The 19,342-nt window shown below is 55.1% G+C and carries 16 protein-coding genes and 2 tRNA genes; 16 read left to right on the top strand and 2 right to left on the bottom strand.

The annotated features are described in order from the left end of the window. The first annotated feature begins 2 nt into the window (after positions 1–2). Positions 3–1,766 (top strand): thiol reductant ABC exporter subunit CydD, encoded by a 1,764-nt coding sequence (gene cydD / locus Q0362_RS03150; RefSeq protein ID WP_298119672.1) that lies wholly within the window; start codon positions 3–5, stop codon positions 1,764–1,766. Then, positions 1,763–3,448, top strand: a complete 1,686-nt coding sequence (cydC, locus tag Q0362_RS03145; RefSeq protein WP_298119670.1) for a thiol reductant ABC exporter subunit CydC — start codon at positions 1,763–1,765, stop codon at positions 3,446–3,448. Before cydD ends, cydC begins: the two co-directional genes overlap by 4 nt. Here cydC and Q0362_RS03140 read toward each other — a convergent pair whose 3' ends face one another. After that, the gene (locus Q0362_RS03140; RefSeq protein ID WP_298119668.1) at positions 3,449–4,705 is read right to left on the bottom strand and encodes an MFS transporter; all 1,257 of its coding nucleotides are present in this window, start codon (positions 4,703–4,705) and stop codon (positions 3,449–3,451) included. A gap of 50 nt (positions 4,706–4,755) precedes the next feature. Between Q0362_RS03140 and prfB the strand changes: the two genes are divergently transcribed. Next, positions 4,756–5,865 (top strand): peptide chain release factor 2, encoded by a 1,110-nt coding sequence (gene prfB / locus Q0362_RS03135; RefSeq protein WP_298119666.1) that lies wholly within the window; start codon positions 4,756–4,758, stop codon positions 5,863–5,865. Here the strand turns inward: prfB and Q0362_RS03130 are convergent. Next, a complete protein-coding gene (locus tag Q0362_RS03130; RefSeq protein WP_298119664.1) occupies positions 5,858–6,667 on the bottom strand; it encodes a sugar phosphate isomerase/epimerase in 810 nt (269 codons plus the stop codon). The genes prfB and Q0362_RS03130 overlap by 8 nt on opposite strands. 97 nt (positions 6,668–6,764) lie before the next feature. On the opposite strand from Q0362_RS03130, the gene ilvD reads away from it, so the two are divergent. From ilvD to Q0362_RS03065, 13 genes are all read left to right on the top strand, one after another. After that, positions 6,765–8,459, top strand: a complete 1,695-nt coding sequence (gene ilvD, locus Q0362_RS03125) for a dihydroxy-acid dehydratase (RefSeq protein WP_298119662.1) — start codon at positions 6,765–6,767, stop codon at positions 8,457–8,459. Positions 8,460–8,503: 44 nt separating this feature from the next. After that, the gene (locus tag Q0362_RS03120; RefSeq protein WP_298119660.1) at positions 8,504–10,297 is read left to right on the top strand and encodes an acetolactate synthase large subunit; all 1,794 of its coding nucleotides are present in this window, start codon (positions 8,504–8,506) and stop codon (positions 10,295–10,297) included. Positions 10,298–10,310: 13 nt separating this feature from the next. Next, positions 10,311–10,820, top strand: coding sequence for an acetolactate synthase small subunit (gene ilvN / locus Q0362_RS03115; protein WP_280794893.1), 510 nt, complete (start codon positions 10,311–10,313; stop codon positions 10,818–10,820). Positions 10,821–10,863: 43 nt separating this feature from the next. Continuing rightward, entirely contained in the window at positions 10,864–11,889 is a 1,026-nt protein-coding gene (gene ilvC, locus Q0362_RS03110) for a ketol-acid reductoisomerase (protein ID WP_298119657.1), read from the top strand. 39 nt (positions 11,890–11,928) lie between these two features. After that, the gene (locus tag Q0362_RS03105) at positions 11,929–12,381 is read left to right on the top strand and encodes a hypothetical protein (protein ID WP_298119656.1); all 453 of its coding nucleotides are present in this window, start codon (positions 11,929–11,931) and stop codon (positions 12,379–12,381) included. 2 nt (positions 12,382–12,383) lie between these two features. Then, entirely contained in the window at positions 12,384–12,722 is a 339-nt protein-coding gene (locus Q0362_RS03100) for a hypothetical protein (protein ID WP_298119654.1), read from the top strand. A 74-nt stretch (positions 12,723–12,796) separates the two neighbouring features. Next, entirely contained in the window at positions 12,797–14,389 is a 1,593-nt protein-coding gene (gene serA / locus Q0362_RS03095; protein WP_298119652.1) for a phosphoglycerate dehydrogenase, read from the top strand. A gap of 24 nt (positions 14,390–14,413) precedes the next feature. Further along, positions 14,414–15,466 carry a 3-isopropylmalate dehydrogenase gene (locus Q0362_RS03090; protein ID WP_298119650.1) on the top strand — a complete coding sequence of 351 codons (1,053 nt, stop codon included), beginning with the start codon at positions 14,414–14,416 and terminating at the stop codon, positions 15,464–15,466. A gap of 16 nt (positions 15,467–15,482) precedes the next feature. Further along, a complete protein-coding gene (locus tag Q0362_RS03085) occupies positions 15,483–16,595 on the top strand; it encodes a branched-chain amino acid aminotransferase (RefSeq protein ID WP_298119648.1) in 1,113 nt (370 codons plus the stop codon). Then, on the top strand, positions 16,592–18,097 hold the full coding sequence (gene gltX, locus Q0362_RS03080) for a glutamate--tRNA ligase (protein WP_298119646.1): 1,506 nt from the start codon (positions 16,592–16,594) through the stop codon (positions 18,095–18,097). Before Q0362_RS03085 ends, gltX begins: the two co-directional genes overlap by 4 nt. Before the next feature lie 74 nt (positions 18,098–18,171). Next, positions 18,172–18,243: transfer RNA gene (locus tag Q0362_RS03075), tRNA-Gln, on the top strand. 56 nt (positions 18,244–18,299) lie between these two features. After that, on the top strand, positions 18,300–19,208 hold the full coding sequence (locus Q0362_RS03070) for a diacylglycerol kinase family protein (RefSeq protein WP_298119644.1): 909 nt from the start codon (positions 18,300–18,302) through the stop codon (positions 19,206–19,208). A 60-nt stretch (positions 19,209–19,268) separates the two neighbouring features. After that, positions 19,269–19,341: transfer RNA gene (locus Q0362_RS03065), tRNA-Glu, on the top strand. Position 19,342: the final 1 nt, after the last annotated feature.

Raw genomic sequence — 19,342 nt, 5'->3', positions numbered from 1 at the left:
CTATGGCTACTGGACCGGTTGATCCCCGGTTATTGAGATACGCGTCGGCGGCGAGGTTCTTCCTCGTCGCCGGCGCCTTTCTCGCGCTCGCGCAGGTGGCCACCACAATTGGATTTGCGTGGGGTGTCGCACAGGGAATTAGCGGTGCTGTCTCTGGAAAGTCCCTTCACGAGTTGATTCCCTCTTTTCAACTCATCTTGGCGTCTGTGGCTGTCCGTGCTGTGGTGTTGTGGTTGATGGATCTTGCCGCCACCCGCGGAGCGGCGAAGGCCAAATCTCAGCTGCGTTTACGTGTGATGGCTGCAATAGCCAAACTTGGACCTCAGTGGATGGCAACACACAACTCTGCCCAGCTCACGACCATCATCGGTCGCGGCCTCGAGGCAATGGACCCCTATTTTTCTCGGTATTTGCCCCAGCTGATTCTGACGGGGTTAGCAACACCGGTTCTGTTGGTCGTTCTGTTCAGCGCTGATTTTGGTACGGGGCTGACTGTGCTCATCACGTTGCCCCTTATCCCGCTGTTCATGATTCTTATTGGCTGGGCAACTAGGAGTGTTCAAGCACAACAATGGCGCCAATTGACCACTCTGTCTTCAGGATTCCTCGATGTTGTCGAGGGACTCTCAACCCTCAAGATCTTTGGTCGTGCCCAGCGACAGTCTGAACATATTGAGTCGCTGACAGAGGATTACCGGAAGCGCACAATGAAAGTGCTGAGGATTTCCTTCCTCTCCGGGTTCACCCTGGAATTAATTGCTTCGTTATCGGTCGCACTTGTTGCCGTCTCTATCGGCATTCGATTGATTGATGGAAGTCTTGCCCTCTCCGTGGGATTGTTTGCGCTCTTGCTCACTCCTGAGGCGTATCTGCCCATTCGAAACGTTGGTGCTCAATTCCATGCGGCAGCGGAAGGTGTCGCGGCGGCTGATGATGTCTTCGACATCTTGGACTCGGCAGATCAAGAATCTGTGCACACTCCTCGAGCTCAGGGCTCCTTAGATTCGGCCACAGTTGTAAACGGAATCCGCCGTGATGATTTAGAACTCAGTGCAAACGGTCGAGAATTCATGGTTACTCTTTCGGGTCCAACACCCGCGACCCAACTTAACCAAGGTCCTGCCTTTACGGTGAGGGGACTCAGTGTTCGCCTGGGAGACCGACAAATTCTGGACAACCTGACTGCAGAGTTCTTACCTGGCGCCATCACTGCAGTGGTGGGACCGAGCGGGGTGGGCAAGAGCACGTTGGTGAATGCCCTCATGGGGTTTGTACCTGTTCGAGGAGATATTGGGTGGGGCGACACATTCTTCACTGGCAGTGGTGTTGCCCGGGCAGAAATTGCCTGGGCCCCCCAATCCGCCAGTCTTGTCGCTGGGTCTATCTTCGAGAACATCACCTTGGGATCCAAGGGGACAATCGACTCAAAGCTGGTGCAACATGCTTGTGAACTCGCGGCAGTCGAAGACTTAGACCGTGAACTAGTACTGGGTGTGGCAGGGGCAGGGCTTTCCGGAGGACAAGCTCAACGAGTGTCTTTAGCACGTGCGTATTTCCGAGCATTGACTCACAACACGCCCATTCTTGTTTTAGATGAGCCCACCTCAGCTTTGGATTCAGCAACAGAAAAGCGTGTTGTTGAAGGAATGCGCACGTTTGCCGAGAGCGGTCACACCGTGATTGTGGTCAGTCACCGGCCTGCAGTCATTGCTGCCGCAGACGCGATTTGTCAGCTCAAACTTGCATCTGAGGAGGTGAGCTCGTGAGTGAGGTGAAGGAAGTTCTCCGTTTAGCTCAACCTCCGTTGAGTAAATTTGCGCCAGGCGTTATTTTTGGCATTTTCTCTGCAGGAGCAGCTGTCTCTTTGCTGGCCGTCTCCTCTTGGTTGATCACTCGTGCCGGCGATATGCCCCCCATTATGTATTTGAATATGGCCATTGTGGGGGTTCGATTCTTTGCGCTCGCTCGAGCCTCATTCAGATATGTAGAACGGCTATCAAGCCACGATGCTGCATTCCGCTCACTCTCAACATTGCGAGTGGCGATGTATCGCCGATTAGTTCCGTTAGCGCCCGACGGGTTAGCGAGAACTCGTCGTGGAGATCTTCTTTCACGTCTCGTGGCAGATGTTGATCAACTCCAAGATCTCCCACTTCGGGTTGTTCAGCCTGTTGTGATCGCACTAGTGGTGAGCCTAGGAAGCGTGATCGCGGTTTGGATGATTTTGCCACCAGCTGGGTTCGCATTGCTCATCGCTCTCGTCTTAGCCGGTTTTGCGGGAACAGTGCTCCAATCGATGCTCGCCTCTGGATCTGACCGGGCATTAGCCGGTGTGAGAGCTCAGCTGGATGACACCGTGATGGATGTCGTGTCACGACTTGATGTGCTTTCAGCCTTTGGGGCTTTGGATGGTCGCGTGACAGATGTTGCTCGAGCAGATCGTGAGCTCAGAGATGTTCAACTTCGTCGAGCGGTCTCATCGGGGGCTGTCGCGGCTGTACTTTCGCTGATTGCGGGTCTGGCAACACTCATTGCGCTGTGGATCAGCGTTCCACATCTTGTATTTCCTGCAGATGCCAATGAAACACCGGGTCTGGGCTGGGGAGTCTTCAGTGGCCCCTATTTAGCCATCGTTGTTCTAGTTCCGATGGCCGTCTTTGAGGTTTTCCAAACTTTGCCTCAAGCCTTGGGTGTCTGGCGAGCTGTGAAAACCAGTGCAACACGAGTTGCTGAGGTGACTCCAGAAACAATTCCTTCAGAAATCCCACGCGAAAACATGTCACTGCCGATGGCAAACCTGGGAAGCTTTGACTCGCTCGAGTTATCTGGTGTGTCGGCGTCCTGGCCAGGGGTAGGCACTCCGGCCCTTCATCCCCTCTCGTTCACGCTTCGCGCTGGAGAATGCTTGCTGGTGGAAGGCCACAGTGGTTCGGGGAAGACGACGCTTGCCCACGTGCTGGTTCGATTCCTTGATCACTCTGGCCAGTATGCGATCAACGGTGTTGATGTTCGCTCACTCTCAGTAGAGCAAGTGCGGCAATACGTGGGATTGGTTGAACAATCACCTCACATGTTCTCTCAGTCCATCCGTCAAAATCTGCTCTTTGCACACCCCACTGCGAATGACCAAGAACTCATGAGCGCCTTGAACCGTGTGGGCTTATCAGAGTGGGTTACCCAACGAGGGGGATTGGATGCCCAAGTTGGTGAAAAGGGAGCTTTAGTATCTGGCGGCCAAGCGCAGCGTCTTGGTTTAGCGCGCGCACTGCTGCATGATTTCCCGGTTCTCATTTTGGACGAGCCCACGGCCAATGTTGATCCTGGTCAAGCCGATGCACTCATGCGGGACGTGCTAGAGGCAAGTAGATCAGCTCACCGCGCAGTCATTGTGATTTCTCACGTTCCTGTCCCCGACACATTAGTGACATCGAAACTGACTCTGAGTTAGTTACTTTTTTCGAGGCAAGAAGCGTGGCACGTAGATCAACATCATGACGACACCCACGAGACCAGCAACTCCCGTAATCGCAGATGCAAGAGCCAATGAGAGTGCAGCAGTGATGGCTGCAATTCCCATCGGGGCAAGTGCAGCACCGGAGTCGGTGATGAATCTCCACGCCCCGAGGAAAGGTGCAGGGTTTCGTTTATCGGCGAGGTCTGACGCCAAGGTGAGCAAGATTCCTGAGCCGATGCCGTTTCCCACGGCAAACAAGAACGCTGTGGCCACAAACCAGAACACATTCGTGCTCACATCATGGGTAACGGATAAAACCAGTAATGCGGCGGACATCACGATCATGGACGGCACAATCGAGGCCAAACGTCCCCATTTGTCCATGATCTGACCGCTCGAGAAGAACAGCATGAAGTCAATCGCAGTGGCCAGGCCAATAATCAAGGCTGTATCCGCATCCTTGATGCCGATACTTACCGCCCACAGCGGGAATATGACGGTTCGTCCTGACCGTAACGCCATTACCAAAGCTGATGCGACACCGAGACGAATGAGAACTTTTCTATTCTGAACAATGGTCGAGAACAGGCCGTTAGTTTCTTGTTCCATTTCGAGCTCACCTGAGGTCACAGAGTGCCCTGAACTATCTCTCATCCGGGTGGCGCGACCAAAAGACTTCTCAGGATCTGGCATGAACAGTAGAACTGCTCCTGTGGCCAGGGTGAAGATCACCATGAGCCAGAAAGCGGCCAGGGGAGTGTGGGTCATTGCCAGCACGGCTGCACTGAGAAGAGGCCCCATCACCGCACCAGCGCGGAACATGCCGCCCAGGGTGGAGAGTGCTCGAGCTCTGTATTCAAAGGGTACGAAGGTTGTGAGAAAAGCATGCCGGGCAAGGGCAAAAGCACTCGTAGCGAGGCCTATAAAGAAAATACCTACTCCCAACATGAAGGGATTCGCGGCAGCAAGAGCAAGCCCGCCACCAATCAGGGCGATCAATGTCGACCACAGCATGGCCATGCGCTCGCCGATTCGGGAAATGATCCAGCCGCTCGGGATATCGCCGAAAACGATTCCGAGGGTGAGCATGCCGGCGACTAATCCAGCTGTTGCCAGGTTGGCTCCCACATTCTGGGCAATGACGGGAACAATCGGGATAAAGGCAGCTTCGCCAGCCGAGAACAACAAGGTCGGCAGATAGACCGGCAGCGCTGCTTGTCGCAGTTGGAAGGGGGCGCTGGAATTGCTCATCTCGTGTACGAGCCTACGCCTCTCACTCGCGCCGGTAGGCTGGTCTCACAATGCTTGACCTTGATCTCTCCGAGCAGATTCGTGCTCTGCGCTCCACGTTTGCCGACATTCGTGCTGTCGTTGACGTCGACCGTCTTTCTGCAGAGATTTCCCGTCTGAGCGAATTAGCTGAAGCTCCAGATCTCTGGGATGACACCGCTAATGCGCAGAAAGTTACCAGTGAACTCAGCCATCGCCAGGCCGAGTTGACCAAGATCAACAGTATTGAGGCGCGTCTGGATGACCTCGAAGTGCTGATCGAATTGGCCAATGAAGCTGGCGATGAAGACTCCGCCAAAGAAGCTGAAGCAGAACTGATCAGCATTACTGCCGTGCTGGGTGAACTAGAAGTTCAAACCCTGCTTAATGGCGAATACGACTCCTATCCCGCAGTGATCACAATTCGCTCGGGAGCAGGCGGTGTGGACGCTGCCGACTTCGCTGAAATGCTCTTGAGGATGTATCTGCGCTGGGCAGAACAGCACAACTACAAGGTCAATGTGCTTGACACGAGCTATGCCGAAGAAGCGGGTATCAAGTCCGCAACTTTTGAAGTAGATGCTCCCTATGCTTTTGGAACACTTTCGGTCGAGGCTGGAACTCACCGTTTGGTGCGAATGAGCCCCTTCAACTCAGCAGGTAAACGCCAGACGTCATTTGCTGCGGTAGAAGTTGTCCCACTGATGCCAGAATCCGTAGCGATTGAGATTCCTGAAAATGACATTCGGGTGGATGTGTTCCGCTCGAGCGGTCCTGGTGGACAGTCAGTGAACACGACCGACTCTGCTGTGCGCATTACCCACATCCCCACAGGGCTTGTAGTGAGCTGCCAGAACGAGAAGAGCCAGATTCAAAACCGTGCGGCAGCAATGCGGGTGTTGACTTCACGGCTGTTGCTGTTGCAGCGCGAGGAAGAAAACGCGAAGAAGAAAGAACTCGCAGGAAACATCACGGCCAGCTGGGGTGACCAAATGCGCAGCTACGTGCTCGCCCCCTACCAAATGGTCAAAGACCTACGTTCAGAATACGAAGTCAACAATCCCTCGAACGTGTTCGATGGTGACCTAGATGGCTTTATTGCGGCAGGTATTCGCTGGCGTAAGTCAGCAGACGCTAGTTAGAAACAGGCGCTGTCTGACCTAAGTGCAGGCGGGCAAACTCAAGGGTCTCCACCAGGAGAGCTAGACGCTCGTCTTCAGTCTTTGCCTTACGGGTGTTCACCTCAGCAACGACGTGGCCGTCCCAGTCCTGGGCGGCCAAGTGCTGAAGAACCTCGGCAACGGGCTGCTTGCCATAGCCGGGGAGCAAGTGCTCATCAAAGATGCGGTTATCGTCAGCAGCTGCGGAACCATCGGTGAGGTGGACGTGACGCAAGCGCTCGCCGTATTCCAGGGCAAGTTCGAGGCTGTCATGGCCAGAAAGCGCTGCGTGCGAGAAGTCGAGGGTAATTGCATCACAGTCGAGCTCGCGAGGGTCTGGACCTGGTGCATAAGCCTGCATCTGTGAGTTGCGCACTTTCCAGGGGAACATGTTCTCCACGGCGATGGTGATGCCGGTGTTCTCGCTGGTTTGACGCACAATGTCCAAGAACTTCTCGGCATAGGTGGACTGCCAGCGGAACGGTGGGTGGACCACGACGGTGCTGGCACCGACATTTGCCGCAAGCTCTGCAGATTTTTCCAGCTTGATCTGGGGATCACGACCCCACACAAAGTGAGTCAGCAGAAGTACTGGTGCGTGGATAGAGAGCACAGGCATCTCGTAGGTATCCATGAGCTTCTTGATGCCGTCGACGCTTTGCGTGACAGGTTCGCGCGTAACCATCACCTCAACACCGTCATAGCCAGCTTTCTGGGCAAAACGGAAGCCATCTTCACAGGCCAGGGGATATACGCAAGATGCGCTCATACCAACTTGAATCATTTGTTCCAGCCTAGTTGTGTATCTGGGCACAAAATGGGCGTTTATCCCCAGCGCGCTGGGAGTTAACCGTGAGTGTGAACGTCGTAGACTTATCCCTATGCCAGAAAACGACATGAAGCCACGTAGTCGCGACGTAACAGACGGTATCGAGAAGGCCGCCTCGCGCGGAATGCTCCGTGCTGTCGGCATGGGAGACGAAGACTGGAGCAAGCCCCAGATTGGTGTGGCCAGCTCCTGGAACGAGATCACTCCCTGCAACCTGAGCTTGGACCGCCTGGCACAGGCCTCCAAGGAAGGTGTCCACTCCGGTGGCGGTTACCCACTTCAGTTCGGCACCGTGTCCGTTTCTGACGGTATTTCCATGGGCCACGAGGGCATGCACTTCTCTCTCGTTTCTCGTGAAGTTATTGCTGACTCCGTCGAAACCGTCATGCAGGCTGAGCGCCTTGATGGTTCTGTGCTTCTTGCAGGTTGTGACAAGTCACTTCCTGGCATGTTGATGGCAGCTGCTCGTCTCGACCTGGCATCTGTATTCCTCTATGCAGGAACGATTGCACCGGGCTGGGTTCGTCTTTCGGACGGCACCGAAAAGAACGTCACCATCATCGACGCTTTCGAAGCTGTGGGAGCCTGCAAGGCCGGCACTATGAGCGAGGAAGACCTCGACCGTATTGAACGCGCCATCTGCCCCGGTGAGGGTGCGTGTGGCGGTATGTACACCGCCAACACCATGGCATCTGTCGCAGAAGCACTCGGCATGAGCCTTCCTGGCTCCGCGGCACCACCCAGTGCTGACCGACGCCGTGACTACTACGCACACCGTTCCGGTGAAGCCGTTGTGAACCTGATTCGTCAGGGCATCACCGCTCGCGACATCATGACCAAGAAGGCGTTCGAGAACGCTATTGCTGTCGTCATGGCCTTTGGTGGTTCCACCAACGCTGTTCTCCACCTGCTTGCGATTGCTCGCGAAGCTGAGGTTGACCTCAAGCTCGAAGACTTCAACCGCATTGCGGACAAGGTTCCTCACATTGGTGACCTCAAGCCATTCGGAAAGTACGTCATGAATGACGTTGACCGCGTCGGTGGCGTGCCTGTAGTCATGAAGGCTCTACTTGATGCAGGCCTGCTGCACGGTGATGCACTCACCGTGACCGGTAAGACTTTGGCTGAGAACCTCGCCGAGATGAACATTCTTCCTCTCGATGGTGAAGTGATTCGTACGCTGGATAACCCCATTCACGCTTCCGGTGGTCTGTCCATCCTGCACGGATCTCTTGCTCCCGAAGGTGCTGTGGTCAAGACCGCAGGCTTCGACCTCGAAGTATTTGAAGGCCCCGCACGTGTGTTTGAGCGCGAACGCGCAGCCATGGATGCCCTCACCGAAGGCAACATCAAGAAGGGCGATATCGTCCTCATTCGCTACGAAGGCCCCAAGGGTGGTCCTGGTATGCGTGAGATGTTGGCCATCACCGCAGCAATCAAGGGTGCGGGACTGGGTAAAGATGTTCTACTATTGACAGACGGACGATTCTCAGGCGGCACAACCGGACTGTGTATCGGACATATAGCTCCCGAGGCTGTTGACGGTGGACCCGTCGCCCTCGTGCGCGATGGTGATCTCATACGGGTCGATATCGCAGCTCGGACGCTCGACTTACTCGTCGACGAATCAGAGCTCGAAGCCCGCCGAATCGGCTGGGCTCCGCTCCCTCCGCGTTACACCCGCGGTGTACTTGCTAAGTACGCCAAGCTGGTGCACTCCGCATCTGAGGGTGCGATTACAGGGTAACGACGCCCCTTTCACTTTTCGCCTTCCTACATAAGGGATTCACGATGTCTACGGAATCACTCCCCACTACCCCTGCCGCGGCTTCCAACGCGCCTGTTATTTCAGGTGCTGAAGCAGTTGTGCGCACACTCGAACTCATCGGTGTAACCGATGTGTTCGGTTTGCCTGGCGGCGCCATCCTTCCGGTCTACGACCCTCTGATGGATTCGAAGAAGCTGCGCCACATTTTGGTTCGCCACGAGCAGGGTGCTGGTCACGCTGCTCAGGGTTATGCCTCGGCAACAGGCAAGACCGGTGTCTGCATCGCTACTTCCGGTCCTGGTGCTACCAACCTGGTCACAGCTATCGCTGACGCGTACATGGACTCTGTGCCCCTGTTGGCTATCACCGGTCAGGTGTTCTCACACCTGATGGGTACGGACGCTTTCCAGGAAGCAGACATCGTGGGAATCACGATGCCCATTACCAAGCACTCGTTCTTGGTCACCAAGGCAGAAGATATTCCTGCAACTATTGCTGCGGCGTATCACATCGCTTCTACGGGCCGTCCAGGTCCCGTACTCGTGGACATCACAAAAGATGCTCAGCAGGCAATGGCCCCCTTTATTTGGCCCGCAACCTTGGATCTTCCTGGCTACCGTCCAGTTACCAAAGCACACGGCAAGCAGATCCAGGCCGCAGCTGACCTCATTGCAGAAGCTAAGAAGCCAGTCTTCTATGTCGGTGGTGGAATTATCCGCTCCGGTGCGTCCAAGGAGCTCCTGGAGCTCGTCGACCTTGTTGGCGCACCTGTGGTCACCACCTTGATGGCTCGTGGAGCATTCCCTGACAGCCACGAGAACAACTTGGGTATGCCCGGCATGCACGGAACTGTTCCCGCAGTGCTCGCGCTGCAGGAATCAGACCTTCTGATTACTCTGGGTGCTCGTTTCGATGACCGTGTGACTGGTAAGGCATCGTTGTTCGCTCCGAACGCCAAGGTTATTCACGTCGACATCGACCCTGCCGAAATTGGCAAGATCCGTGCGGCAGAAGTCCCTATCGTGGGTGACCTCAAGGATGTCATTGCAGACCTCATTGAGACCTACAAGGCAACCCCTGCTGCCAAGAGTGCAGACTTCACCGAATGGTGGAGCACCCTGAACTCTCTGCGCAAGGAATACCCACTGGGTTATTCCGAACCAACCGACGGTCTGCTTGCTCCGCAGCACATCATCACTCGTATCGGTGAAATGTCTGGTCCAGAAGCCATCTTTGCTTCGGGCGTGGGGCAGCACCAGATGTGGGCTGCACAATTCATCAAATACGAGCGTCCTAACTCGTGGTTGAACTCCGGTGGTGCAGGAACCATGGGTTACTCCGTGCCTGCAGCAATGGGTGCCAAGGTTGCAGAGCCTGACCGTGTTGTCTGGGCTATTGATGGTGATGGCTGCTTCCAGATGACCAACCAAGAGTTGGCCACCTGCACCATCAACAACATTCCCATCAAGGTGGCGATTATCAATAACTCGTCGCTAGGTATGGTTCGCCAGTGGCAGACCCTGTTCTACGACGGTCGCTACTCCAACACTGACTTGAACACAGGTCACGACACTGTTCGTGTTCCTGACTTCGTCAAGCTTGCTGACGCATACGGTGCCCTCGGCATCCGCGTCACCAAAGAAGAAGAAATCGATGCCGCCATCAAGTTGGCTCTCGAGACGAACGATCGCCCCGTGGTGATCGACTTCGTGGTGAGTGCAGACTCCATGGTGTGGCCCATGGTTCCGCAGGGAGTGAGCAACAGCTACGTTCAGTACGCCAAAGATCACGCACCCACCTGGGACACGGACGAGTAGGGGAGTAGCCATTATGAGCACACACATTTTGAGTCTCCTGGTTGAGGACAAGCCAGGTCTGTTGACCCGCGTTGCTGGTCTCTTCGCCCGCCGCGGCTTCAACATCGAATCTCTTGCTGTGGGTCACAGCGAGATCGAAGGCCTCTCCCGCATCACTGTTGTGGTGGACGTGGAGAACCTTCCCCTCGAACAGATCACTAAGCAGCTCAACAAGCTGGTCAACGTGATCAAGATCGTGGAACTCGACCCCGAGCAGTCCGTTGCCCGCGAGCACATGCTGATCAAGGTTCGCGTGGATAACTCCACACGTTCACAGGTGCTCGAGGCAGTGTCACTGTTCCGTGCCAGCGTGGTTGACGTTGCGGCTGATGCTCTCGTGATTGAAGTCACCGGAAACTCGGCCAAGATTGCTGCGTTCCTGAAGCTTCTCGAGCCTTACGGCATCAAGGAACTTGCCCAGTCAGGTCTGCTCGCTATCGGTCGCGGTAGCAAGTCGATCACTGAGCGCGTATTCAAGAACTAGATTTTTAGATTTTCCAAACCTACAAACAAGGAGAAAACCCAAAGTGACTGAAATTCACTACGACAAGGACGCAGACCTCGAGCTCATCAAGAGCAAGAAGGTTGCTGTTATTGGCTACGGCTCACAGGGCCACGCACACGCACTCAACCTGCACGACTCCGGCGTTGACGTCGTTGTCGGCCTGAAGGCTGGCTCGAAGTCCATTGCTAAGGCAGAAGAGGCTGGCCTCAAGGTCATGACCACAGCTGAAGCGGCTGCATGGGGAGACGTCATCGTCATCCTGGCTCCAGACCAGTTCCAGCGTCACCTCTACGCAGATGATGTTGCCCCAAACCTCTCTGCAGGTAAGACCCTCATCTTCGGTCACGGCTTCAACATTCGTTACGGCTACATCACCGCTCCTTCGAACGTTGACGTTGCACTCGTAGCTCCTAAGGGTCCAGGTCACACCGTACGTCGCGAGTACCTCGCCGGCCGTGGTGTTCCTGTCATCGTTGCTGTTGAGAACGACGCAACTGGCCAGGCATGGGACCTCGCATGGTCTTACTCCAAGGCAATCGGTGGTCTGCGTGCCGGTGGTATCAAGACCACTTTCACCGAAGAGACCGAAACTGACCTCTTCGGCGAGCAGGCTGTTCTTTGTGGTGGCGCTTCGCAGTTGGTTATGTACGGCTTCGAGACTCTCGTTGAGGCTGGCTACCAGCCCGAGATCGCCTACTTCGAGGTTCTGCACGAACTCAAGCTCATCGTTGACCTCATGTGGGAAGGTGGCATCGCCAAGCAGCGTTGGTCGGTTTCTGACACTGCAGAGTTCGGTGACTACGTTTCCGGCCCTCGCGTGATTGACCCTTCGGTCAAGGAGCACATGAAGGAAGTTCTCGCAGACATCCAGAACGGTGCTTTCGCAACCCGCTTCATCAACGACCAGGACGCAGGAGCTCCCGAGTTCCTAGCTCTCCGCGAAAAGGGTGCATCTCACCCCATCGAGGCAACCGGTCGCAAGCTGCGCGAGCTCTTCGCATGGCGTCCACAGGACAAGGACTACACCGAGGGTTCTGCCGCTCGCTAGTCATTAGCTAAACGAGAGGATGCGCCACGCGCGTCACGTATGAGTACTCCAGAAGAAGATGCCCTGAGTTGGGCAGGCGACGATGATCGCCTGACAACGGGCTCTCCACTGAGTGCGAAGCGGGACGCGGGTGGCGCTTCTTCCGTTAAGCAACCACGAAACAAGAGCTCGAAGGGTGTTGCGGGTTCCGCTGAACTCCCTACAGGGCTCAGCTCTGCGGCATTGATTGGCTTTGGCATCTTTGGTGGCATCTATTTGCTGTTCTTTGTTGCCTGGTTGATTACCGCTCTGCGTAACCCAACCCAAATTGCTGACCCTCTGGGCAACGGCATGTTCCAGTTTGGTCTGTGGCTTTCTGTGGCCGCACCGGCAATCTGGTTTGGTGCTGTGCTTTACCTCGGCAAAAACAAGAAGGTGGCCACCCGCCTGCTTTATTTGTTGCTTGGTGTTGCTGTTCTCATTCCTTGGCCCTACATTTCATGGGCAGGCTAAGCATGAATGAGAAACTAAAGCGCTCAGTCGGCGCATGGATTATTGCCGCTGTGTTTGCCCTCCTTTTCGCCTATGACGTGTGGGAAGGCATTGGAAACTTCATCGGCGTCATGTCTCAAAGCTTGTCCCTCGGCATCGGTTTGAGTGCCTTTGGCTGGTTTGCGGTGATCCTAGGAATTATTGCTCCTGTTGTACTCTTCTTCGGAGCGCTCTGGCTCACCAGAAAGCTTTCGTTAGCCCCCTCTGTCGTCATTTATGTTGTGGCATTGACGGTATCTGCCGTCATCGGGGTTGACCTTGCTTTAGGCACCAACGCATTCCTCATTTTCAGCGTGAATTAGCGCAAAACAGCCCCAAAACGCTCGGGTAGACTTGAACCTCTCGTGCGCTACAAAACCCAAGGAAATCAATACTCGTGACTAAGCCCGTCGTCCTCATTGCTGAAGAGCTTTCTCCTGCCACTATCGAGGCCCTTGGCCCCGACTTTGACGTACGCGTCGTAGATGGCACTGACCGACCTGCACTGCTAGAAGCAGTTCACTCTGCCAGCGCAATCCTGGTCCGTTCAGCAACCCAGGTTGACGCTGAAGTACTTGCTGCTGCTCCAAACCTTAAGGTCATTGCTCGTGCAGGTGTTGGTCTCGACAACGTAGATATCAAGGCAGCAACCGCTGCTGGTGTCATGGTGGTCAACGCTCCCACCTCCAACATCATTTCCGCAGCGGAACTGACCTGTGGTCACATCCTCAGCCTTGCTCGTCACATTCCTGCCGCACACGCTGCCCTTGCTGAAGGAAAGTGGAAGCGCAGCGCTTACACCGGTACCGAGCTCTATGAAAAGACGATCGGCATCATCGGCCTGGGCCGTATTGGTGCACTTATCTCTGAGCGCATGAAGGCTTTCGGTACCAAGGTTGTTGCCTACGACCCTTACGTCACCTCGGCTCGTGCACAGCAGCTCGGTGTTCAGCTCCTCTCGCTTGATGAGTTGATTGAAACTTCTGACTTCATCACCATCCACATGCCCAAGACTCCTGAGACCACCGGCATGATTGGCACAGCGCAGTTGTCTGCAATGAAGCCCACCGCATATGTCATCAACGTGGCACGTGGTGGTCTCATCGACGAAGCTGCGCTCTACGAAGCGTTGACCAACAACGTTATTGCCGGTGCTGGCCTCGACGTGTTCGTTTCCGAACCTCCCACCGGTTCGCCACTTCTAGGCTTGCCCAACGTCATTACCACTCCTCACCTGGGTGCGTCGACTGATGAAGCTCAGGAGAAGGCAGGTATCTCTGTTGCGAAGTCGGTTCGACTTGCCCTCAGTGGTGAGCTCGTTCCTGACGCTGTCAACGTTGCCGGTGGCGTGATTGATCCTTACGTCCGCCCAGCTATTCCTTTGGTGGAGAAGCTCGGTCAGGTCTTCTCTGGCCTGGCACACACAAGCCCACTGACCTCGGTCGACGTTGAAGTTCGCGGAGAGATCACCCAGTTCGACACCTCGGTGCTCAAGCTGGCTGCACTCAAGGGAATCTTCACCAACGTGGTCAGCGAAAGCGTTTCCTACGTCAACGCACCACTGCTCGCTGAACAGCGCGGCATCGAAGTTCGCACCCTGAGCGAAGAAGAATCTCCTGAATACCGCACCGTGCTCACCATTCGTGGTGCACTGAGCGACGGCACTCAGATCTCGGTTTCGGGAACCCTGGCTGGTATCAAGCAGGTTGAAAAGATTGTCGAAATCAACGGCTACGAAGTAGACGTTCCCATCGACGACCACCTCATCGTGATGCAGTACATCGACCGTCCCGGAATCGTTGCCGTTTACGGCAAGGAGTTTGGTGATGCCAAGATCAACATCGCAGGTATGCAGATTGCACGTCAGAACCTCGGTGGCAAGGCGCTCTCTGTCCTCACCGTGGACTCACCCGTTCCAGCATCATTGCTCGAAAAGGTTCGCAAGGCCATCGATGCAGATGTCATGCTCGAAGTAGACATCACCGAATAAGTTAGATCAACGCAAGGAACTCCCATGTCGCGCACACTCAAGCTCGCAGTCATCCCCGGTGACGGTATTGGCCCCGAGGTCATTGCTGAAGCAGTGAAGGTACTAGACGTGGTCGCTCCTTCTGCTGACCTAGTTGTTGAAAAGACTCAGTTCTCACTCGGTGCTGACCGCTATCTCGCTACCGGTGATGTGCTCAGCGAAGAAGATCTTGCTGCCATTGCTTCGCACGAAGCTATTTTGCTCGGTGCTGTGGGCGGTAAGCCTGGCGATCCTCGTATTCCCGCGGGAATCATTGAGCGTGGTCTGTTGCTCAAGCTGCGCTTTAGCTTGGATCACTACGTGAACCTGCGCCCCACCACCATTTTTCCCGGTGTTGTCAGCCCATTGGCTAACCCTGGAAATGTTGACTTTGTTGTTGTCCGTGAAGGCACCGAAGGCCCTTATGTGGGCAATGGTGGTTCTTTGCGCCAGGGAACCGAGTTCGAAATTGCGAACGAACTCTCCGTCAACACCGCACATGGTGTTGAGCGCGTCGTTCGCTATGCATTCGAGCTTGCTGCCAAGCGTGACCGTAAGAAGCTGACCTTGGTTCACAAGACCAACGTTCTGGTCAACGCTGGTTCCCTCTGGAGCCGCCTCGTGGATGCGGTTGCAACTGAATACCCTCAGGTTTCTGTTGACTACCTGCACATCGATGCTGCAACCATCTTCTTCGTCACTGACCCAGCACGTTTCGACGTAATTGTCACCGACAACTTGTTCGGTGACATCCTCACCGACCTTGCAGCCGCGATCAGTGGTGGCATTGGCCTGGCTGCCAGTGGAAACATCAACCCCACGAACGCTTTCCCCAGCATGTTTGAACCCGTACATGGTTCTGCTCCAGATATTGCAGGACAACAGAAGGCAGACCCCACTGCAGCAATCCTTTCGGTGGGAATGTTGCTCGAGCACTTCGGCTATGCCGAGGCTGCAGCGCGCATCAACGATGCAGTCGCTGCAGACCTTTCTGAGCGTGGCTCGGCTCCTCGTCGTACAAGTGAAATCGGCGACGCTATTGTCGCCCGACTGTCCTAGGAAGAAAGAGAAGATCATGAGCAACGAAACATCGACGTTTCCGCTGAACTTCGCCCTCACCCCTTCTGCAGCAGCACGCGCAGAAGCAGAACGTGAAGAAATCCTCGCTGACCCTGGGTTTGGTAAGCATTTCACCGATCACATGGTCTCCATTGACTGGACTGTGACGGAAGGCTGGCATGGCGCACACGTGCAGCCATATGGCCCTTTGACTCTTGACCCTGCTGCTTCGGTGCTGCACTACGGCCAGGAAATCTTTGAAGGCCTCAAGGCCTACCGTCACGCTGATGACTCCATCTGGACTTTCCGTCCCGAAGCAAACGCACTTCGTCTGCAGCGCTCAGCTCGCCGTATGGCACTGCCTGAGCTTTCTGTCCCAGACTTCATCGAGTCGATTAAGCAGCTCATTGAAGTGGACGGCAAGTGGGTTCCTTCTGCTCCCGAGACCAGCCTCTATTTGCGTCCCTTCATGATTGCGAACGAAACCTTCCTCGGTGTTCGAGCTGCACACAAGGTGGGCTACTACCTGATTGCTTCTCCTGCCGGCGCATACTTTGCGCAAGGTGTTTCACCCGTCAAGATCTGGCTCACCACCGAGTACTCACGTGCTGGTAAGGGTGGAACCGGTTCTGCCAAGTGCGGTGGAAACTACGCATCCTCTCTGACAGCACAGGTCGAGGCTTACGAAAACGGGTGTGCTCAGGTACTCTTCCTGGATTCCGAAACAGGAACCAATGTTGAAGAGCTTGGTGGCATGAACGTTTTCTTCGTCCACAAAGACGGCAAGATCGTGACCCCCAAGCTCACCGGAACCATCCTGGAGGGAATTACTCGCGAGAGTATCCTCACCCTGGCAAAGGATCGTGGCCTGGTCGTTGAAGAGCGCACTGTTCCCATCTCTGAGTGGAAGGAAGGCGTTGCCTCCGGCCAGATCACGGAAGTATTTGCCTGTGGAACTGCTGCAGTTATTACTCCTATTGGCCAGCTCATTGGTGCCAACGGACTTTCTGTGGGAAACCCAGATGCACCTGCAGGTGAGCTCACCATGAGCCTGCGCAAGGAACTTACAGATATTCAATACGGTCGCCTCCCTGACCGTCACGGCTGGATGGTCAGACTCGACGCATGACAACTAACTACCCCTTCTCCACGGCGACGGGCAGCGACGTTCGCGTGCGCTTCTGTCCTTCACCAACCGGTACTCCTCACGTTGGACTCGTGCGCACCGCCCTATTCAACTGGGCATACGCACGCCACACCGGCGGAAAGTTCATCTTCCGTATTGAAGACACCGATGCAGCTCGTGACTCCGAAGAGAGCTATGAGCAGATCATTGACGCCCTGTCCTGGTTGAACCTGGATTGGGATGAAGGCATCAACGTGGGTGGACCCCACGAGCCCTACCGCCAGTCACAGCGCTCTGACATCTACAAAGAGGTCATTGAGAAGCTCAAGGCCACTGGTCGCGTTTATGAGAGCTTCTCTACTCCTGAAGAGATCGAAGCTCGCAACCTTGCTGCAGGCAAGGACCCCAAGGTTGGCTATGACAACTTTGACCGCAATCTGACTGAGGAACAGAAGGCTGCATTCCGCGCTGAAGGCCGTCAGCCTGCATTGCGTGTCCGCGTGCCAGACGAAGACATCACGTTTGATGACCTCGTTCGTGGTGAAATCACCTTCCCCGCTGGTTCATTCCCTGACTTCGTTGTGGTTCGCCCCAACGGTGATCCGCTGTACACGTTGGTGAACCCTGTTGATGACGCCATCATGCAGGTGACTCACGTGTTGCGTGGAGAAGACCTGCTGTCGTCGACGCCGCGTCAGATTGCGCTCTATCACGCACTGATTGACGCCGGTTTCACCACACACATTCCTCGTTTTGGCCACCTTCCCTATGTCATGGGTGAAGGAAACAAGAAGCTCTCTAAGCGTGACCCCGAAGCGAACCTGTTCCACCACCGTGATCGTGGATTCATCCCTGAGGGTCTGATCAACTACCTCGCACTGCTGGGTTGGTCGCTGAGCCACGACCGTGACATCTTCTCTATTCAAGAGATGGTCAAGGCGTTCGATGTGGTCAACGTGAACCCCAACCCTGCGCGCTTTGATCAGAAGAAGGCGGACGCCATCAATGGCGACCACATTCGACTGCTCACCGTGGAGGACTTCACGGCTCGCATGATTCCTTATCTCCAAGCAGGAAACGTTCTTTCGAACGACCCCACCGATGTTCAGCTCGAGATTCTTGCTGCTGCTGCACCTCTGGTGCAGACCCGCATGAATGTACTGAGCGAAGCTCCTGAGCTTCTCGAATTCCTGTTCACTCCTGCCTCTCAGATCACGTATGCAGAAGATGCACTCAAGGGTTTGCCTGAGAATTCAGCGGTTGTGGTTGCAGCTTCCGTCGAAGCACTCGAGCTCATTCCTGAGGCAGAGTTCACTCATGATGTCATTCAGGAAGCGTTGAACTCTGCTCTGATTGAAGGCCTCGAACTCAAGCCTCGTATCGCCTTTGGGCCTTTGCGCACAGCCATTTCTGGTCGCCGCATCTCTCCTCCCTTGTTCGAATCTATGGAGATTTTGGGGAAGAAAGACACCATTGATCGCCTCGTTCGATTCAACGAACGCTAAGAGCGTTGAGTTTGTTTAGTCTGCCCCTCGTGGGTTAGGCTAGGGAGTCGGTTCAGGGCTTAGCCCAGACCCGGTGGGGTATGGTGTAATTGGCAACACGAAGGTTTCTGGTTCCTTTGTTCTTGGTTCGAGTCCAGGTACCCCAGCAAGTAAAACCCTCGCAATGGCGAGGGTTTTCTCGTTTAACCGCCATAATCAACAGGTGAGTTCTTCGACCCGCCACATCGTTGTGGCCATTAATCCCACTGCCGCTTTTGGGAAAAACTTCGCAGCAGGGGAGCAAACTGTTTCTGCTTTGGAAGCAGCTGGTTTTCGGGTCACTGCCCTTCGTGCTGAGAGCTTTGACTTACTTCGAGGTCAACTCAATCGCGCGCTGACCCTCACACCCGATGCTCTTGTTGTTGTCGGCGGAGATGGCATGGTTTCTCTCGCCGTCAACATGGTTGCTCAGACCTCGGTGCCTTTCGCAGTGGTTCCTGCAGGGACAGGGAATGACCTTGCCCGGGGGATTGGCTTGCCGGTGGGGGATTTGTCACAGTGCATCAAACTGATGGTTGACTCGCTCTCCCGCGAACCAGAACGGCTTGATCTGGGCCGCATTACGAGTGTTGATGGCTCAGAGGTCCGTTGGTTTGCCAGCATTTTGTCCGCTGGCTTTGATGCCATTGTGAATGAACGAGCTAACGCCATGCACTGGCCCAAGGGGAAGTCTCGCTACACGCTGGCTTTGCTATTGGAACTCTTTGCACTCAAGCCCGTGCGTTATTCATTGACTGTTGATGGTGTCCAGCGCGAGGAATCAGCCATGTTGATCTCCGTGGCAAATAACTCCACCATGGGTGGGGGAATGCGAGTGACTCCCGAGGCCAGCATGCGAGATGGCTTGATTGATGTGTTTGTGCTGAGGCCATTGTCACGGCTTCGTTTCTTGAGACTATTTCCTCGTGTCTTTGCTGGTACCCATGTTTCTGAGCCAGAAGTGTTGATCGAACGAGGAAAAACAGTCGTTCTTGATGCCCCAGGAATCGTGGCCTATGCAGACGGCGAGCGAGTGTGGTCATTGCCTGTGCACGTGGATGTAGTCCCTGCTGCCGTGCGGGTGTTTATCTAGCCTGAGTTCCCTCGATTGGCGAGCGATAAGTTCTTGTGGCATTATTGACACGTCGCAAACGGCCCCATCGTATAGCGGCCTAGTACGCTGGCCTCTCACGCCGGTAACACGGGTTCGAATCCCGTTGGGGTCAC

The sequence above is a fragment of the uncultured Aurantimicrobium sp. genome, assembly GCF_936931525.1.
Lineage (GTDB): Bacteria > Actinomycetota > Actinomycetes > Actinomycetales > Microbacteriaceae > Aurantimicrobium.
The sequence above is the reverse complement of the archived record's forward strand: the minus strand, read 5'-3'. Positions and strand labels throughout refer to the sequence as shown.